The following is an 18,743-nucleotide window of genomic DNA, read 5'->3' on the forward strand; positions in this document are numbered from 1 at the left end:
TGGTCTATGAACCATGAACTATTAACCATGAACAATCATCTATGATCTATTTGATTAATAAAACTACTTTTCAGCAATACGAGGATATTACTGTAAATATAAAACCCGAACGCCTCAATGTGTTTATCAAAAAAGCCCAGGATCTGGATCTGAAACCATTTTTAGGGCATGCGTTCTATTATGATTTCCTAACTTATTTTAATGAAGATGGCAGTTTGAAAGATGAAACACCGCAGCATTATAAAGACCTGCTTAATGGCGCGGAATATCTTGATCAGTATGGTCATATCATATTGTACGAAGGACTACTCCCAACACTCGTTTATTTCACTTTTGCACGCTTCATTGAAAATGATGCGATACATTATACGCCTACCGGTCCGGTGATCAAGCATCATGAAAATGGGGATCCGTTATCGGCATCAGCCATCGTAAAACTGGTACAACAGCAACGCAGCACCGCAAATGCCCATGCCAACGAGGTGGAAAAGTTTTTGTGGGAGAACAAAGAAAACTTCCCGCTTTGGAGATATAACGAAAAAAATAACAGTGCCAGACAAGCCGGCCCGCGCATAAGAGGGATCGATAAAACAGATTTTAACTATCCCGGCACTTACAACAATTATAATTTATCAATAACTGAATTTTTAAACTGATGGCAAACGATAAAAAAATAAGCGATTTACCCATAGTATCGACCATTAGCGCAAACGACAATTCAGTTTTAGTAAAAAATGGCACCGATTATCAATTTGCTTTCGATACGCTACTCCAGTTTATTGGCTCGGAATTAAGCGTGGGCGCAAATATCACCTTTGGAAGTACGCTCCCACCTAATAATACAGGCAAAAACGGCGACATCTTTATAAACACAACCACAGGCTCCTTTGCCCAAAAGCTCACCAATACCTGGACAGTCGTTTACACCCTGCCTCAGGGAAACAATACAGTGGATGGCACTGTTCTATACGGCAATAGTAACCCTGGAACATTGATAGGTAATAATAATGACACGTTTATCAATACAGCTAGCGGTATTTTCTTTAAGAAATCGACAGGCGTATGGAATCAGGTATTTTCTATGCAAACCGGTCCGGCTGGTCCGCGGGGTAACAGTGTACTTAACGGATCAGTAGACCCAACGGCAGCTATTGGTCAGAGTGGAGATTTTTACTACAACACTGCTACACAATATATATTTGGCCCTAAGTCTGCCAGTGCCTGGCCAACCGGCACCCGCTTAAAAGGAGCAAATGGCAACACCATATTACATGGCACAACCACTCCGTCAAATCTCAATGATGGTGTTGATGGTGATTTCTTCATCAATATAAGTACGTATAATATATTCGGACCTAAAGTTGGTGGTATATGGCCTGCGCCGTTTTCTTTAATATATGACCTAGGATATACACCAGAAAATTCGGCAAATAAAAATCAGCCCAATGGCTATGCAGGGTTAGATGGCACAGGAAAAGTTGCGGCATCCCAGTTACCAAGTTATGTAGATGATGTATTGGAATTTGCCAGCTATGCTACCTTACCGCTAACAGGTGAAACCGGCAAAATTTATGTCACGCTTGAGACTAATCTTGAGTACCGTTGGAGTGGGTCTGCCTATATCCAATTGGTTGCCTCACCAGGTACTACGGATAATGTACCGGAAGGTAGTACCAATAAATATTTTACGGCGGCGCGGGTATTAAATACATTTTTAACAGGTATTAGCTTTTTAACTAATACCGCTGTTCTGGCCACCGATACTATCCTTCAGGCTTTAGGCAAACTGCAAGCTCAATTCAATTCACTATTGAAAATACCTGCAGGAGGAACAACGGGGCAAGTTTTAGCGAAAACAAGCAGTATCGATGGTGATACTCATTGGATTGACATGTCTGAAGGTAGTACTAGTGAAACAATTGATCCTTATCCAACTTTGCCAACGAATGCTGGTAAAGATGTAGAAGTATTTGGCACAAGTATCTCAGCTGGCTATGCTGTTAATCTACCGGATTTCCCATTTGGAGCATTGTTTGGCCAGATGACGGGAATGCAAACCTATAATAACCGGGCCCAATCGGCAACTAACAGCTTTTCGGCCCTGAGGCAATACTATGCCAACATGCCTGTATCGGGCAACAAAAATATAATCAGTTTAATTGAAATGGGGTTTAATGATTTCCAGAATACTGATAATGCTAAAAACTGCTCTAAGATATTCGGCTGTTTAAGCTCCGCTTTAGTAAGCAGTTTTACCGAAGTTATATACGCTGGAAATTTTAATTTCATGCAAAAAACGGGAGCATGGGCTGATTATGACACCAGTATACATGGGGGTAAAGCTGCTTATATTCCCCAAAATCAAGGACCTCCTTCAAAAGGTATATCCTCTAATGTTGCAGGCTCTACTTATACAATTGGAGGCAAAGGAGCACCTTTAGTTATCGGAACTTATGCAGATGATGGGTCAGGTACGAACCCGCTGGGTGGTTTCACCGTTTCTGTAAATGGTAAAGTCATATACACCTACTCCCCAACAGGGAAAACGAACGGACTTACCGACAATAGCAATTATGATAATAGCATTACACCGTATCCTATACTAATTAAAAGCCAGTATCCGGATTTTACAATTACGATTACTACACTTGATAATCTGCCTACTATCATTGATTACATTGCCTTTTTGGGAGATTGTAACATATATCCACCTGCTTTTGTAGCCCTTATACCAGAAAGATCGGATGCTGCGTATGCCGCAACATCGGGACTTGCCAGTAAAGCAAAAACAGCAGAAGCAAATATGGCTATAAAAAACGCAGTTGCTCAGTTTGCGGGCTATCCGGTAACCATATACGATCCGAATAGCGACGGATATGATCCGAATAATATAGATGATAGTGCCGATGGTGTTCACCCGACAGCTCTGGGTCATCAGTTATTTTTAAAAAGCCTGTTAAATAAAACATTGCCGGTTGTTGGTTATCCTATGCCTGGCTTACCTGATGGCTCTACCGAAAAAGTAGTAAGTGTAGTGGCCACCGGCCCCGTATTAAATTATGATGTAGTAAACATTTTTGTTGCACCCACTAATTTGACTAATGCAGATTGGACGACAGGTGTGGCAGCGGTTACAGGAGCTATTGGTCAGGAAAGCGCGGATACTAATTACAGGTATAAGTGTATAGGTGTAAATCAATGGATACGTCAGTTGATTATATCTCCTACCATTTTGGATTATTATATAGGAACTATTGACGATAGCGGAGGCGACAAAACGAGCACAGCCTTACAAACAGCATTCCCTTCGGCATTAGTCGGGCAACATGTTCGGGGGGTAAATAAAATGTATGAAAAAATTAACAGTACCGACTGGATTAAAACAGCAATAGCAGTAGCATAAATATGGGAACAATGTATAAAACAGGAGGCCAATTATTAGGTGTAAATGGCTCTATATATAAATTCAACACATCATTGACTAGCATTATCAAACCGCTTGACCCGCAGCCACCAAACGGCGTTAGTGATATGTGTATAGACACTTCTACTAACAGATTGTTTGTAATTCCACCTGGAACAGGTGGTCAGGTGTGGGTATATAGTACTATTACATTAAGCCGAACAAACGTTATTTCCGGTTTTTCGGCACCTCGGTTTATTAGAAAAGACCCCAATCCGGCTAATAACAGAGTAACTGTGTATGACTTCAATAACAATGGTTTTATGTTTATTGACTTGACAACATTGGAAGTAAGTAACACTACATTTTCAAGTACTGTAATAGATGGCGGGTTTGATTATGACCAAAACATCGGACGTAATCAAATATTGGTTTCACCGAGGCCAAACACTGTTAGTATTTTAAACGCTACCACATTTGCAGTTGTACAACAAATAATTGACCCTCAAATTATAAACTCAGGAAAGGTTAGGCGTAATGCTCATAATGCTGATGAAATAATTGTATTTAATGGAGGTTACCTTAACGTAGTGGTAATGAATATGGCAAATTTGTCTTATACATTTAAAACATTTTCTAACGGGGCATTCGATGCAGATGCAGACCCCAATTTGCCCAATAACATAATATATTCAGCGATATCAGCTGGTTCAGCCAAATACACAGCGTCCGATTTTGGATTTATAGAAAGTTTAAATTTTCCGTCTGCATTTGTGGTGGTTGCTGACCCAACAATCGCTAATCATCAATTATTTTTTGGAGGTGGCCCAATTCTGTATGCTGCAATATTGGGCTAAGTAAGAATAGTTGGCATTGATTTTAAAGGTTATTTAATTTATATATATTTGAGCAATGCCAACCATACAAACCAAACCATCTATCTCTATATCCCAAAGCCTAAAGAACAGTTATTATCACTCCCTAAACGGATTTAGGGGAATTTCTATAATACTTGTTGTTATTTATCATTTACATTTATTTAACGGTGTTATTACCAATTATATTTTTAATGGTAGGTTAGGCGTAGGTATCTTTTTTGTGCTAAGTGGCTTCTTGATAACAACATTATGTCTTAAAGAAAAAGAATTAACCAGCAATATTTCATTGAGTAGTTTTTATGTTAGAAGATTATTAAGGATATTTCCAGTTGCTTATCTGTATATAATTGTAATTATTACTCTAAATGTAGTTTACAATTTAGGTATCCCGCGTTTTCAGTTTGTTGGTGCTGCTTTATATGTTATGAATTTTAGTTATTTCAGAAGTCATAACTTCACCTATGTATTAGCTCATTACTGGACGCTCTCAATTGAGGAACAATTTTATTTGTTGTTTCCATTCATATTGAAATTTAGTCGAAAACTATTCTTCTACACTATAGCCTTTATAGTTTTTGGGTTGCCTCTAATTTACAGCATCCAAGAAATGTGTTCTACCATAAATCAAGGACTTATATATTATTTTACCCATTATTTTATTAAATTTCAGTGTATAGCTGTTGGATGTTTGTTTGCATTATTGGCGTCCAATAGGTTTTTTGACCATGAATGGATTATAAAAACAAAGATTATAGGTAATGTATTAGCTATATTTCTGATATTCTATCTTAATTTTGATGATTTCTACAGTCTTAAAACGACGTATATTAATCTTATTATATCAATTTTAGTTGGTTATTTAATTATCACTAATCTTTTGGTTAGTAAAGATTGGTTATTCAGGTTTTTGAATACTAAGATTATGTCATTTATAGGTATTTTATCTTATAGCATTTACATTTGGCAAATGGTATTTACTTCATTCGATCCTAAGTTACCTCATATATTTTCAAAGCTACCATACAATATTCCGGGGCTAATTATTGTCCCTTTATTGTCCTATTTCTTTTTTGAAAAGTACTTCTTAAATCTAAAAAGGAAGTTTAGTAGAGTTAAATAAAATCATAAAAAAATTACATGCCGTTTTATTTTTGGTTACATGTAGCTTTTGCAACTTTAATCCTCAACCTTTTTAATCAAGTTCAATTGCTCGATTAAACATCTTCATGTCTGAATAACAAAAATCAATAAAATCGTTTTGCCCACATTTTATTACTTTACTACACCAATAAAATAAGCCAACCTTATTATCTGTCTCAACTTCTCCGTTAGCAGATGCTCATTTAATCATCGGGAATTACTCCCCTAAATCATTCACAATGAAACGATACACAATTTTTATCGGGGGCCTTGTCATGCTCTCTTCATGCATGGTTCAACGGCAGCACAAACTCGAACATGCGGCTCTTGATAGTGTAAAAAAACTCAACGTTGCCGGAGCTATAACCGATAGTATTTACTCCTTAAAAAAATAAGCTATGCAAAAAACAACTTCAAACTTTCTAAGCCTAAACACCCAGGACTTCATTAAGGGCTTAATAGTAACTATAATCAGCGCGGTATTTACCCTTGTTGCACAGTCTGTTCAACAAGACCGGCTTACATTTAATTTCACCACTATATGGCATACCGCTGTAGCGGCAGGCATTGCTTACCTGGGTAAAAATCTGTTTACTCCGGCAAAACCTATACAATAATGAAGATTAGTAAAAATGGCATTACCCTCATCAAAAACTTTGAGGGCCTGGTACTGCATGCTTATAAAGATATTGCCGGAGTATGGACAATTGGCTATGGTTCCACCAGATATAAGAACGGTGAAGCCATAAAACCAGGCGACAAGCTAAGTAGCGAAGTAGAAGCTAATTTGTTATTACAAGACACCCTTGGCAAATATGAAACCGCGGTAAATAGCTATGTTCTTGTTCCGCTTACACAAAATCAGTATGATGCACTGGTATCATTTACCTATAACCTGGGTACAAACGCGCTGTTACATTCCACCTTGTTAAAAAAATTAAACGAAAAAGATTATGCTGAGGCCGCCAATTGGTTTACCCGATGGAACAAAATTACCGACCCGAAAACGGGTAAGAAGATAACAAGCGACACATTAACAACAAGGCGCGCAAAAGAAAGCTCATTATTCAGACAACCATGACAACTATAGAACATCGCGAAATTAAGGGCATTACCCTTAAAAATATCCTGGTGACTGTACTCAGTACCATCAGTATAGTTATGTCGGTTATGACGACCTATTTTCAATTGAAAAGTGACATTAAAGATGTGCGTTCCATTCAAGAGACGCAATCCCGCGTCAATGAAATAAGATTGAAGATTTTAGAGGGCCAGGTGGCCGTATTACAACAAGATGTAAACAAACTTAAAGACAATAGAAAAAGATGAGCTTAAACACTTTTTTAAAAAAAATCTGGAATCAGATCGAGGTTCTTTTTGGTGGACTCCCATCAGAAATTAAAACAGCATTGCATATTGGCATCACGATAACAGAGAATATCAAAAACTTTATCGACTCCCCTACTGTAGATATTCTCACTTCCATTATTCCTGGAACTGTTGATGATATGATCAAAGATAAACTCCGGGTATCTCTCCCCATTTTCTTAACCGAATTAAAACTGGTTGAAAGTTCTTTAAACTTAACTCAACCAGACCTTATTGTAAAAGCCGCAATCTCGGTTATACAAACTATGGATAAAAACATTAAACCGGGAATTCTTCATCAGCTATCTATACTGGTGGCACAACTTGCAGCCGATGGAAAGTTAAGCTGGAGTGATGGCGTACTTTTATCGCAATGGTATTATGAACATAAATTCAAAGCGATTGAAGAATAAAATTAAGATTAATTTTTGAGGTGTGCCCAGGAGCGGATTCGAACCGCCACATCCTTACGAATGCCACCCCCTCAAGATGGTGCGTCTACCAATTTCGCCACCTGGGCTTTTTATTAAAAAATAGTAGCCTTAAATAATTACTTAAGGCTACTTAATCAAATCAGGCGTGCCCGAAGAGAGACTCGAACTCTCAAGAGACAATTCTCAACGGCTTCTGAGACCGCAACGTTTACCAATTTCGCCATCCGGGCTTATTGTTTTGATGCTTCAATATTGCAATAAAGCAATTTTCGACACCAATTAATTAACAAGCGTGCAAATATAATCGTTTCAATCAAATTGCCATCTAAATAATATAAAAATTGATAACTAATTGCCATTTGCCTCTTTTTCAATTAATTTCGGATAAAACTGTATTCTTTATCCTATTCCATGAAAACAAGATATCACCTCATTGTCAGCATTTTATTCTCTCTCCTATTGCTATCAACAATTTCAAGATCTCAAAGCATCATGATTTTACAACAAGACAAGCCTACTAGCATTAGAGGTTTATCTGTTGTAAATGATCAAACAGCATGGATCAGTGGCAGTAAAGGATACATTGCCCTAACCAACGATGGAGGAAAAACATGGAATTGGCAACAAATAAAAGGTTATGAAAAATCCGAATTTAGGGATATTGAAGCTTTTTCAGATAAGGAAGCAGTAGTTATGAGCTCTGGCACGCCGTCATTAGTATTAAAAACTATCGATGGCGGTAAAAGCTGGCAGGAGAAATATCGAAAAACCGATACCACTTACTTTTTTGATGCTATGGATTTTGCTAATGAACGACATGGGTATATACTTGGAGATCCTATCAAAGACAAGTTTTTGCTAATGGAAACTAAGGATGGTGGTGAAACGTGGGCGAATGTATCTAATCCTCCTGTTGCCTTACCGGGTGAAGCGGCTTTTGCTGCCAGTGGAACTTGTTTCAGGATATATAACGAAAGTTTATTTATTGTATCGGGAGGTAAAAACAGCAGAATAATCTCCACTACAAATAATGGTGCTGAATATAATTATGTCAACCTTCCCATTATCCATTCAAAATCCAGTCAAGGGGCATTCTCTTTAGCAGCAGGAAAAAATAAAATCGTGGTGGTTGGTGGTGATTATGAAAAGGACAAAAGAGCAGACTCGGTAGCCACTATTTTCTCCACGCATCCGCCTATTTTTAACAACCCAATCCAGGGTCCATTAGGTTTTCAGTCATGCGTAGAATGTATTAAAGGTGATATATTTCTTTCTACAGGCACTTCCGGAAGTAATATAACTATGGACGGCGGCCACACCTGGAAGCAGATTGACAGCACAAGTTTTAATGTTTGCGGCAAAGCCAAACACGGAAAAATGATTTTACTTGCAGGAAATGGAGGCAAAATTGCCATTTTAAAAATGTAGTTTATTGGCAATGAATACCTTAAAAAATACTTATAAATTAATTCAAAAAAAGACTTGCGCCATATATCAAATACTCCTATATTTGCACCACTTTAAACGGAAACGATAACACTATCGAAGAAGTTAGAAGAAAGATGATTCCGTAGCTCAGCTGGTAGAGCATAACACTTTTAATGTTGGGGTCCTGGGTTCGAATCCCAGCGGGATCACATTCGGAAACTGAAAAGCGCACTTAGGTGCGCTTTTCTTGTTTTATCACAACAAGAACGGCACTTTTTAGTAATATTCGCATCAATTTAGATCAAAGTTTATCAATAAAAATGGTTACCATTTCAGTTACCTATTTTCTAAAACCTGCGAAATATAACTAAAAACGCCCTTTTTACTAACGAGTTCGAGTCCCAGCGGGATCACCTCCAGGGACAAATCAGATAAAAATGGTTTGTCCCTTTTTTATTTATCGATAATTTACTCTAAGTCAATTTTTTATAAAGTAGTTTACCTTTTAAATAGCGGTTCGACCTGGAAATTTCGCCTGTTGAATAATAGCCTGCGTTTTAAATGGAAGTCGAACCGACAATCAGGTATCAAGTATTTGATTTTAAGTATCTCGGATAAGAATTCTTCAAAATTGTACCAATAGCCTAACTGTTGGTACTCGAACCATTTCTTTTACTTCTGAGATATTGTGCAACTGCTATATCAGCGATTGTCTGCAAAAATTCCAAGATTTCTTTCGCCTGTTTATCATTAACAATCACTCCATCTTTTGCAAGAAGCTCTTTTGCTCGTTGTACTGTCATTACGTTAATCGACTCATTTTTCATTTAACAAATTGAGTTGGTAATATCTATTGCCACTTTAAACGAAGTAGACGTTATCTAATTCTACAGCCTTTTAAAGCTGTTGTAAGTGGCGTACTTCGTTATGATTTATTTCGTTAATTTAGCCAAAATTTGACAAGTCATAAATTAACAGGTCATGCATTTTGGTGAAAAAATTAGGCAATTGAGGGAAGAAAAAGAGCTACTGCAGCGACAACTAGCAGCAAGCCTTGAAATCGACACTCCAATGTACAGCAAGATTGAAAGAGGTGAAAGAAAAGCAAAGAGAGAACAGGTACTTGCCTTGGCCCAATTGCTAAATGCCAATGAAGACGAACTATTGACTATTTGGCTGTCAGACAAAATTATCGAAAATGTTGGGAATGAAACGGCTGCATTAGCAGCACTTAAACACGCCGAACAGGAACTAAAAAAGAAATCAAAATAATTGAGCAATGGCTATAGAAATCAAAAAAAACGGCAACAAGATTTTTGCCCCATTGATCGGCAAAGAATTAATCTGTACTCCGGAAGAAGAAGTCAGGCAGGAATATATTGTTCACTTAGTGAACCAATATGGCTATTCTCTCGATCAAATGGCTCAGGAGGTAAAAGTCAATAACTCCAAAAGAGGTCAAGGGAAAGCCAGAGCTGATATTGTTATTTGGAAAACAAAAGAAGATCGTAACTCGGATAACAGTCCAGTAATAGTGATTGAATGTAAGGCCGAGCAAATTACTATCCACGAGGAGGATTATTATCAAGGCTACAATTATGCTTCTTGGGCTGGCGCAGACTTCTTTGTTACTACCAATTTAAAGGAAACAAAATTCTTTAAAGTGGTCAAAGGTAAAATGCCAAAGCATTTAGAGGAAGTGGTGGAAATACCTAATGTTACTCAACTATTTGATGAAAATAAGATTGAAGAATTATTAACCAAGACTAAAGAGTTTACTCGGGACGAGTTTAGTAAATTGTTGTTCAAATGCCATAACATCATAAGGAATAACGATAAGCTATCACCAGAGGCCGCATTTGATGAAATAAGCAAGATTCTATTTATGAAAATTCGCTATGAAAGAGAACAAGCTAAAACAAAGGCGCTGTTTTCCAGAAAAGAATTTGAAGAATTGAAATACGCTTATGAAAAAATCACTGGCAAAGATTCACTTCCCTTTTACCAACACTTTTTTGAGAAGACAAAAGAAGTTTTCAAAGCAGATGAAATTTTTGATCATAATGACACTATAAAAATTCGAGAAACCAGCTTTCTGCAAATTGTGAAGGAGTTAGAAAAATACAATTTATCTAATACTTCTGATGATATAAAAGGTATAGCCTTTGAAGAGTTTTTGGGTAGAACATTTCGTGGAGAGTTAGGTCAGTTCTTTACCCCACGTACCATAGTGAATTATATGGTGGATGTACTTGACCCAGAAGAAGGTGACATAATTTGTGATCCTTGTTGCGGCAGTGGAGGTTTTTTGATTAAAGCATTTGAATATGTGAGGGATAAAATCGAAAAAGATGTCCAAACTCAAAAAGAGAAAATCAAGGGACGCTACTTTGGTCTGGACTATGAAAGGTTGCCGGAAAAGAAGCAGGAAGAAATAGCAAAACAAGTGGATGAGTTATTTGCCAAGCTCAATTTCGAACTGGATATACACAATCCCAAAGGCCGTTTAAAAACCCTTTCGTATGACTGCATTTTCGGCACAGATGCTAACCCAAGGATGGCTCGTACCGCAAAAATGAATATGATTATGCATGGTGATGGTCATGGTGGGGTGCATCATCATGATGGATTACTCAACGTTAACGGTATATTTGACGGTCGATTTGATGTCATATTCACCAATCCTCCTTTCGGTTCCAGAGTCAACAAAACGTTAAAGGTCACTCCTTCTGATGTTCCCAATGAGGATAAAATAAGATTCTATGAAGATCGTTACGGCAGCCATTACAGGCAAACGGTAGTAAAGCAAATACAAGACTGGGCAACGTATGACAATGGTCACGGAAAGAGCCGTGGAAAGGCTTTATTAGACATTTTTGATGTAGGCGCATGGAGTGGCTTGACAGAAGTGCTTTTTATGGAAAGATGCCTCAACCTTTTGAAACCAGGTGGAAGAATGGGTATTGTATTGCCAGAAGGTGTATTGAATAATAGCGCCCTGCAAAAAATCAGAGAATACATTGAAGGAAAAGCTAAGATAATCAACATTACCTCCATTCCGCAGGATGTATTCATTGCATCAGGTGCTACCGTAAAACCTAGTTTGCTATTCCTTAAAAAGTTCAGTGAAGACGAATTAGCAACCTATCAAAAAATCACGGAGGATACCACCCAAGAGATCAAAGACAAGTACCAGGCCAAACTGGATGAACTGAAAGTGACTTTCAAAAAGGAAGAGAAGAAATTGAAAGACAGTAAATCAGCCAAAGAGTTTCAGGCGTTGAAAAAGAAATATGCAGAAGATGTTAAGCAAATAGAAGACCTCATTGCTGCGGAGATTAAACCGGTTGTAAAAGAGCGTTTCGATTACCCCATTCCCGTTATTGAGGTTGAGAAAGCAGGTATATCCAGTACAGGTGCACCCTGCGAAAATGAGTTAGAAGAAGTGGCGATAGAGTTCAGGGCATACCGAAATAAAAACAAACTATGGGTTGAGCCAAAGAAAGAAACACAATACCCTGTAGATGATGAAGGTAACATTTCCCGACTGCAGTTGATTGACGGAAACATTGTAAGCGAACCTGAAATATTTTATCAAGCATATGCCCACTGAGACCGCATTTAAATATCTCAATGAAGTACGCTTCATGACCATGTCAAATTGGAGCGTGGGTGCAATTCTGAGCGACAAAGTCCTATATAAAGATGGGTTCAAATTAGAGCCTATCGGAAATCTCATTATCCGCAACCGTGAGAAAGAAATACTGGAAGATGATAAGGCATATAAGCAAGTAACCATCAAACTGTATGGTAAAGGTGTGATACAGCGAAGTGATGAACTGATTTTAGGCAAAGACATTGGCACAAAGAACCAGTTCCGTATTTCAGAAGGTCAATTCATTATGAGCAAGATAGATGCTCGTAATGGAGCGTTCGGTATTGTACCTGCCGAATTGGAAGGTGCAATCACTACACAGGATTTTTTAAGCTACAACATCAATACAGAAAAGATACTACCCGAGTTTTTCAACCTTATCACAGGCACAAAACACTTTGCCGAATTGTGCCAAAAAGCCAGCTCAGGTACTACAGGCCGCCAACGGGTAGATGAAAAAGCATTTTTAGGATTTAGAATTCCTGTTCCTCACTTAGATATTCAGAAAAAGATTTTTGAAAGATATGATTCGGCAATCAAAAGAGCAGAGGCTTTGGAGGAAGATTCTATAAATCAACATCACCAATTGATCACGTGGGTGAAATCAAAGCTTGGAATTAATCAGACCAATATTAATCGAAAGAAGGGGTTCAATATTATTAATTTCAAAAATCTGAAAAGATGGGATACTGATTTCCTGTTCGGAACAGAGAGTCAATTACATAGTAAATATGATTTAATTGAGTATGGGCAGATATTCAAGGCTTTACGCAATGGGATTTCGGCTAGAAACTATTCAAATGAAGGTGTGAGATTTATTAGAGTATCTGATGTAAAGTTTAATTCTCTTGATGATAAGGACCTTAGGTATATTAATAAGTATGATGAAAGTGACCTTCTTAAAAAATCAACTTTACTTATTACTAGGAAAGGTACTGTTGGACAAGCTTTTTTTCTTAAAGAAGAAAATCAATTAACTGCGTCATCAGAAATTTTCATCATTTCTATTGATGAATCGCTAATCATGGGGGACTACTTAGCAGAGTTAAATTCTTTTGATTTTATACAAAAACAGTATGAAGAAAAATATACTGGAACTATAATGCCAAGCCTATCTCAGCAACGGCTAAAAGAAGTTCGTATCCCGCTTCCTCCTATGAGCGTCCAACGAGAAATAGTAGCAGAAATACACAAGTTAAAGTCTAAGATTAACTCTTTAAAAGAACAGAAATCAGCATTGCTAATAGATGCATCAAAGCAATTTGAATCAGCTATCTTCAACATAGATTAAATGAAAAAATCAGTCATTGCCATATATGGGCCATCAAGTCAGGGAAAATCGGAAACGGTTCGTGAAACAGCTAATTTATTGTTAGCAGCTTTTCCAAACCACATTTTGCAAGCTATCAACACTGGTGCAGATTTTACTTATATTATTGAAATCAATGGTGTAAAAATCGGTATAGAAAGCCAGGGAGATCCGAATAGCAGAATGTTTCAGAGTCTTCAAACATTCGAGGCTCAGGGATGCGATATTATTATTTGTTCGTGCCGCTCCAGAGGCGCGACAGCAGATGCTGTAGAAGATTTGCACCGCCACCATCAATACGAGATCGTTTGGTCAACCAATCACCGCTCATGGCATAAAAATCAAACGCAATTGAATCAAATAGCTGCCGGTGAAATTCTGGAATTAATGAAACTAATCATGAATGGACAGTTATGAAATTACTCAAATTAGACATAAATAATTTTAAGCTTTTCGAAAATCTCTCAGTTGATTTTCAGGACAGTGGTCATATAGCAGTTTTCATCGGTAAAAATGGTTCTGGGAAAACAACGTTAATCGAATCATTGACACAAATCTTCGCTACGCTTTTAGGCACAAAGGATTTTAAGTCATTGGAGAAAGAAACCTTTACTTTCCAATTTTCTATCACTTATTTATTAAGAAGGGAAAAAATCACTAAAACATCCATGTTTGGTGAATCCTTTGTAAACTACATAGGTGTAGAGGTATCATTTGAAGATAAACTACACATCAAATTATTTGAGGGTAACGATATTATAGAGGGCTTACCAAAGATAGAAAAGCATTTGCGTAACAAGGGCGAAGAGTTGGCTTACATTCTGCCCGAAAATTTTGTGGTTTACTATTCTGGTATTTCCAACAGTATTTATGAAATCTATACTAAGTTTCAGCGGGAGCTAATTACTGGAACACTTACTGGAGAAGTTCAATTCGATCAGCCTTTCTATTATTTCCTACCTCAGAACCTACCTGCTATCTTGATAGGATTGTTGAGTTATGAATATGGTGATGTACCAGAGGCATTACAAAAACAATTTGGCATTAGTGGCTTCTCAACTATTCAGCTCAATTTCAAAAAGCCAAGTTGGGCAAAGTCGAAATCTACGACTGAGGACTTTTGGGGAGCAATGGGAGAATTGAATCAGTTCATGAATATTTTGAAAGGGGCAACTAAAGCAAAATTTCAGTCAGACTCAATCACTTTTAGTATATCCGATAAATCACAACTCGAAGATATTTGGAGTTTTTACGGGACAGAAAAAAGGCTTTTTGAATACTTGGTTTCCTTACAATCGAATGACTTTCTTGAAAGCATCGATCTGAACCTCATCAAAAATGGAAGAGAGGTAAGCTTCAACAACTTGAGCGAGGGTGAAAAGCAACTGTTGATTATTACGGGTTTGAAAGAACTACTGGCCGCTGATAATAGCTTGTTTTTACTAGATGAACCCGACACTTATCTCCATCCTGAATGGAAGCGTGAATTTGTATACAACCTATTCAAGGAAGACGAAGATTTATTCAAGAATTTCTCCATCATAACCACCCATTCTCCAAATGTTCTTTCTGCGTTAAAAAAAGGACAACTGAATGTTCTTGTAAATGAAAATGGCAAGTCTAGGACGAAGGATATTTCTTTTAATCCCTATGGTAAGCCAGTTGATGACATATTAACAGATTTCTTTGATTTAGACGGACTGCGCTATAAAAAAGTGCAACAGCAGCTAAATGATATTTGGGACTTTATCAGGGCTAATAATTATGAATCAGCAGAGTTTAGGAAACTATTCGCAGAACTTGAAAAGGATCTCGGTAAGTCGGATAAGGCACTAACAGACATAAGACTTGAAATAACAAAAAGGAATAAGCTCAATGAGAAAAATAAATAAGGATTCTCCATTGGCTTCCTTTACGGATTTTAGAGAAAAGAACCCTGGAGCCGATTGGAATATTGACTTTAGTAAACCTGGTTGTGCAGGACATCCTACCTATTTGGAAACAAGAGCAACCATCCTAATTAGTGAACAGGATTGTATTTGTGGATATTCTGAAATCCCCATAGAAGATGAGCGGGACTGTCATATTGATCATTTTCGAAAGCGAAATATGTTCCCTGAGCATACTTTCAACTGGGATAACCTTGTAGCTGCATGTAATGATGAAGATTTTGGTGCAAAATACAAGGACAATAAATCAGGTATTAAGAAGTCTGACTATGCAGGTTTTTTTGATCCTGTTGTAGATTGTGTTCAGGATTATTTCTATTACAATGAGAGAGGTGAAGTAGAACCACATCCAACATTATCCGATCCTATGTTGCAAGCTAAAGTTCAAAAAACAATAGAAGTCTTCAACCTACAAGATAAAAGTTTGGTAAACAGAAGAAAAACAGTAATAGAGCAAATAAAAGCATATGCAGAACTTACAAAAGAGGAGGTTTTTGATGCTTTGAAATTTGGTGGATTCATAAGTTTAATTCAGCAATACACAAGTGTTTAAATATGGAAAGACTAGTCCAAGGAAATAAAACCTACAGCTATTATGAATATGGCAAAGAGCAGGAGTTTGAACAGACGGTTGTTCAGCAAGCTAACCATATTTTTGGCAGCAATAGTATTTATATTGATATTAAGAAACGAATTGGCGATAGCATCATCACCATCCCGGATGGCTACTTAATTGATTTTTCTTTTGAAACCGAACCACGTCTATACATCATCGAAAACGAGCTTTCAAGCCATGATCCTTACAAGCACATAGGTTCACAGCTACTCAAATTTGCAATTTCTTATAAAGCCAGTGGAAGAAAAATAAAAGCCTTCTTATTGGAGCACTTAATAGCCGATCCCCAAAGCCTCTCATTTGCGGAAAACAGCCTTATAAAAGCAGGCTACCGCAACATTGATGATTTTCTGGAAAGCATCATTTTTGAAAAGCCTGTTGCTGCTATTGTGGTGATTGACCAAAGCACACCAGAGCTTGAAAATGTTTTAAGTCAGCTCACTATGGATACCGATATCATTGAGTTCCAAACCTTCATGCATGAAAATGAAACGATTCACAAATTCACGCCATTCAATGCTGAAATAAGGGAGCTTGCAGAGTCGCCAAAAACGAATTTAAAGCCAGAGGAATTGGACACAGTGGTCGTACCTGCTCGTGAAGAAGGGTTTGAACAAGAATTCCTAAACAATAATTGCTGGTATTCTATCCGAATTAATTCAGCTATGCTTGATAAAATAAAGTTTATTGCCGCCTATCAAGTGGCTCCAATCTCTGCTATTACACACTATGCTGAAGTGGCCGCTATTGAAAAATGGAAGGATACGAATAAGTATATTCTATATTTTAAAGATAAAGCTCAATCCATTGATCCCATACCTTTAGACAAAGACAAAAAGGGACTTGCTCCACAAGCGCCAAGATATACAGCAATTGAGAAAATATTGAAAGCAAAAAAACTATCCCAAGTGTTTTAGTCATAGCATTTTAATAGGTAACTTTTATCCCTGCTAACAATTTCAAATCGTCAACTAAATGGTTCGAGTTTTGTACCAACGGGTTCACAAAAAGCCTCACAAATGTGAGGCTTTTTGCATTTGAAGCATTTTCACAACCATTTTTCGTCCTCCCCTGATTGACATTATTTAGACCTTCAGAATATAGTTAACTACTACTCCAACAATTGCTGCTGACGAAAAACTAATCAACGTGCCTACTAAAATATATTCCGTTTTCTTTTGCTCCCGGTCGTCTTTATCACCAAAACGAAGTATAGATTTAGCTGCCATTAAAAAACCCAAAGCTGTATATTGATTACTGATAATAAATGTCAATATCAAAACCCGCTCACATCGTCCAATCCACATACCGGCTTTGTTCAAACCACCGGCATTCATGGCTGCCTCTTTTTGCCACTTTTCGGTTGCTTTACCTATAGCAATTCCCAACGGACCAATTACCACATAATAAGACAATACCAATGTCCAGAAGTGAGATGAGTTTAGGTATTTAACTACCCATGTTGTTACCAAATGACTGTTAAAATAAACAGCTATCCAAATCAGAAAAATAACAGCAAGGTGCAGCAATTGATCAAGCAAAAAATAAATAAAACTATTACGGCGATGACTTTTCCAGATATCTATTACCAAATGACTTCCCATTACAATCAGAGGAATATACCATTTGCTCCAATCCCACAAGAATACATAGGTTAGTACAGTTACCACCAATACATGATAATACAATTGAGGCGCTTTCTCTTTTTTACTTTCCTTAGCTTTTACCCAACTTTGAGGCTGAAACAAAAAATCACCCAGTAGATGCGCCATCAGCAATCGTAATAAAATACCCAATTCCATTATGTAAAATATTGTTTGTTTAAATCTGTATTGATATAATTAATACCCTTTTCAACTTCTTTCCACCTTGCCGCTCTTAAGCTCTTGGCGACGGCCGGCTGACTCATTTTTAATTCTTTTGCTATTTTATCCTGCGTACTATCTTCTATACTTAACAGCTGATATATGGTCTCTGCCTGGCTTATCGTCCATCCGTTTACAATCATGTTAATGTACATCAATATTACCTGGTACGTATTAGTTTTGGCCTCATCAAAGGTAGTGAGCCTAATGACCTCCTCTTTATCCATTTTATCAAAGTTCCTTCCCGAAAAATGAAATGCTTCTCCATCTGAGTCCAAAACATTTTTACCAATATACGCTATTTCACCAATTCCAATGGAAAGCCTGGTACCCAGGCGGGAGGGACTATGCTTGTCAGAATTCATCTTAAACCAACATATCAATCGTATACATTTATTTAAAACCTCATTGATGTCATTCACTATAAATTGATAGCTATCTCCTCTGAATATTGCAGCATCCAGGGGCTGCTTCACCATCAATCTTAATAACTGCTCGGTATCGATAACTAATTTACTTCGTTTTTGGTCTGACAACCTGGTAAAATTTTTAATATCTCCGGTAACAACTGCATATATCTTCATAACACCTGTATTAACACATACTAAATTATAAGTTATTTTATTTATATCAAAATAAAATAACCAATTTAAGTTATATTTTTATTATATAACCAATTATAGTTATAATTATCAAAT

General features: G+C 37.2%; 20 protein-coding genes and 3 tRNA genes. 18 read left to right on the forward strand and 5 right to left on the reverse strand.

The window, feature by feature from the left end:
* The first annotated feature begins 41 nt into the window (after positions 1 to 41).
* The 9 genes from G7092_RS09910 to G7092_RS09950 all read left to right on the forward strand — a co-directional run bounded on the left by G7092_RS09910 (position 42) and on the right by G7092_RS09950 (position 7,202).
* The gene (locus tag G7092_RS09910) at positions 42 to 656 is read left to right on the forward strand and encodes a DUF6712 family protein (RefSeq protein ID WP_166088703.1); all 615 of its coding nucleotides are present in this window, start codon (positions 42 to 44) and stop codon (positions 654 to 656) included.
* Complete coding sequence (locus tag G7092_RS09915; RefSeq protein ID WP_166088705.1) at positions 656 to 3,403, forward strand: SGNH/GDSL hydrolase family protein; 2,748 nt, start codon at positions 656 to 658, stop codon at positions 3,401 to 3,403. Before G7092_RS09910 ends, G7092_RS09915 begins: the two co-directional genes overlap by 1 nt.
* An 11-nt stretch (positions 3,404 to 3,414) precedes the next feature.
* On the forward strand, positions 3,415 to 4,260 hold the full coding sequence (locus G7092_RS09920; RefSeq protein WP_166088707.1) for a hypothetical protein: 846 nt from the start codon (positions 3,415 to 3,417) through the stop codon (positions 4,258 to 4,260).
* Between the two features lie 55 nt (positions 4,261 to 4,315).
* Positions 4,316 to 5,401, forward strand: a complete 1,086-nt coding sequence (locus tag G7092_RS30970; RefSeq protein WP_166088710.1) for an acyltransferase family protein — start codon at positions 4,316 to 4,318, stop codon at positions 5,399 to 5,401.
* Positions 5,402 to 5,660: 259 nt separating this feature from the next.
* Complete coding sequence (locus G7092_RS09930) at positions 5,661 to 5,816, forward strand: lipoprotein (RefSeq protein WP_166088712.1); 156 nt, start codon at positions 5,661 to 5,663, stop codon at positions 5,814 to 5,816.
* A 3-nt stretch (positions 5,817 to 5,819) separates the two neighbouring features.
* A complete protein-coding gene (locus G7092_RS09935) occupies positions 5,820 to 6,038 on the forward strand; it encodes a hypothetical protein (RefSeq protein ID WP_166088714.1) in 219 nt (72 codons plus the stop codon).
* Positions 6,038 to 6,502, forward strand: coding sequence for a lysozyme (locus tag G7092_RS09940; RefSeq protein WP_166088716.1), 465 nt, complete (start codon positions 6,038 to 6,040; stop codon positions 6,500 to 6,502). The genes G7092_RS09935 and G7092_RS09940 overlap by 1 nt, the downstream gene beginning before the upstream one ends.
* Positions 6,499 to 6,750, forward strand: coding sequence for a hypothetical protein (locus tag G7092_RS09945; protein ID WP_166088719.1), 252 nt, complete (start codon positions 6,499 to 6,501; stop codon positions 6,748 to 6,750). Before G7092_RS09940 ends, G7092_RS09945 begins: the two co-directional genes overlap by 4 nt.
* On the forward strand, positions 6,747 to 7,202 hold the full coding sequence (locus G7092_RS09950) for a hypothetical protein (protein WP_166088721.1): 456 nt from the start codon (positions 6,747 to 6,749) through the stop codon (positions 7,200 to 7,202). Before G7092_RS09945 ends, G7092_RS09950 begins: the two co-directional genes overlap by 4 nt.
* Before the next feature lie 23 nt (positions 7,203 to 7,225).
* Here the strand turns inward: G7092_RS09950 and G7092_RS09955 are convergent.
* Both G7092_RS09955 and G7092_RS09960 read right to left on the reverse strand, forming a co-directional pair.
* A tRNA-Leu gene (locus G7092_RS09955) sits at positions 7,226 to 7,309 on the reverse strand.
* 60 nt (positions 7,310 to 7,369) lie between these two features.
* Positions 7,370 to 7,453 (reverse strand) — tRNA-Leu (locus tag G7092_RS09960).
* Positions 7,454 to 7,634: 181 nt separating this feature from the next.
* On the opposite strand from G7092_RS09960, the gene G7092_RS09965 reads away from it, so the two are divergent.
* Both G7092_RS09965 and G7092_RS09970 read left to right on the forward strand, forming a co-directional pair.
* The gene (locus G7092_RS09965) at positions 7,635 to 8,651 is read left to right on the forward strand and encodes a WD40/YVTN/BNR-like repeat-containing protein (protein ID WP_166088723.1); all 1,017 of its coding nucleotides are present in this window, start codon (positions 7,635 to 7,637) and stop codon (positions 8,649 to 8,651) included.
* A gap of 136 nt (positions 8,652 to 8,787) precedes the next feature.
* Positions 8,788 to 8,860, forward strand: a tRNA-Lys gene (locus tag G7092_RS09970).
* Positions 8,861 to 9,295: 435 nt separating this feature from the next.
* On the opposite strand, the gene G7092_RS09975 is transcribed toward G7092_RS09970, so the two are convergent.
* Positions 9,296 to 9,478 carry a hypothetical protein gene (locus G7092_RS09975; RefSeq protein WP_166088726.1) on the reverse strand — a complete coding sequence of 61 codons (183 nt, stop codon included), beginning with the start codon at positions 9,476 to 9,478 and terminating at the stop codon, positions 9,296 to 9,298.
* A gap of 154 nt (positions 9,479 to 9,632) precedes the next feature.
* Between G7092_RS09975 and G7092_RS09980 the strand changes: the two genes are divergently transcribed.
* The 7 genes from G7092_RS09980 to G7092_RS10010 are packed head-to-tail and all read left to right on the forward strand — an operon-like array spanning position 9,633 to position 17,097.
* Positions 9,633 to 9,923 (forward strand): helix-turn-helix domain-containing protein, encoded by a 291-nt coding sequence (locus G7092_RS09980; protein WP_166088728.1) that lies wholly within the window; start codon positions 9,633 to 9,635, stop codon positions 9,921 to 9,923.
* 7 nt (positions 9,924 to 9,930) lie between these two features.
* Complete coding sequence (locus G7092_RS09985; RefSeq protein ID WP_166088730.1) at positions 9,931 to 12,264, forward strand: type I restriction-modification system subunit M; 2,334 nt, start codon at positions 9,931 to 9,933, stop codon at positions 12,262 to 12,264.
* Entirely contained in the window at positions 12,254 to 13,597 is a 1,344-nt protein-coding gene (locus tag G7092_RS09990) for a restriction endonuclease subunit S (protein ID WP_166088732.1), read from the forward strand. Before G7092_RS09985 ends, G7092_RS09990 begins: the two co-directional genes overlap by 11 nt.
* Positions 13,598 to 14,032, forward strand: a complete 435-nt coding sequence (locus G7092_RS09995) for a hypothetical protein (RefSeq protein ID WP_166088734.1) — start codon at positions 13,598 to 13,600, stop codon at positions 14,030 to 14,032. It abuts the gene before it with no gap.
* The gene (locus tag G7092_RS10000; RefSeq protein ID WP_166088736.1) at positions 14,029 to 15,507 is read left to right on the forward strand and encodes an AAA family ATPase; all 1,479 of its coding nucleotides are present in this window, start codon (positions 14,029 to 14,031) and stop codon (positions 15,505 to 15,507) included. Before G7092_RS09995 ends, G7092_RS10000 begins: the two co-directional genes overlap by 4 nt.
* Entirely contained in the window at positions 15,491 to 16,117 is a 627-nt protein-coding gene (locus G7092_RS10005; RefSeq protein ID WP_166088738.1) for a retron system putative HNH endonuclease, read from the forward strand. Before G7092_RS10000 ends, G7092_RS10005 begins: the two co-directional genes overlap by 17 nt.
* Before the next feature lie 2 nt (positions 16,118 to 16,119).
* On the forward strand, positions 16,120 to 17,097 hold the full coding sequence (locus tag G7092_RS10010) for a DUF8743 domain-containing protein (protein WP_166088740.1): 978 nt from the start codon (positions 16,120 to 16,122) through the stop codon (positions 17,095 to 17,097).
* Between the two features lie 168 nt (positions 17,098 to 17,265).
* Here the strand turns inward: G7092_RS10010 and G7092_RS10015 are convergent, their stop codons facing one another.
* Both G7092_RS10015 and G7092_RS10020 read right to left on the reverse strand, forming a co-directional pair.
* A complete protein-coding gene (locus tag G7092_RS10015) occupies positions 17,266 to 17,982 on the reverse strand; it encodes a DUF3307 domain-containing protein (RefSeq protein WP_166088742.1) in 717 nt (238 codons plus the stop codon).
* Positions 17,982 to 18,629 carry a hypothetical protein gene (locus G7092_RS10020; RefSeq protein WP_166088744.1) on the reverse strand — a complete coding sequence of 216 codons (648 nt, stop codon included), beginning with the start codon at positions 18,627 to 18,629 and terminating at the stop codon, positions 17,982 to 17,984. The genes G7092_RS10015 and G7092_RS10020 overlap by 1 nt, the downstream gene beginning before the upstream one ends.
* Between the last annotated feature and the right edge of the window lie 114 nt (positions 18,630 to 18,743).

The organism is Mucilaginibacter inviolabilis, assembly GCF_011089895.1.
GTDB lineage: Bacteria > Bacteroidota > Bacteroidia > Sphingobacteriales > Sphingobacteriaceae > Mucilaginibacter > Mucilaginibacter inviolabilis.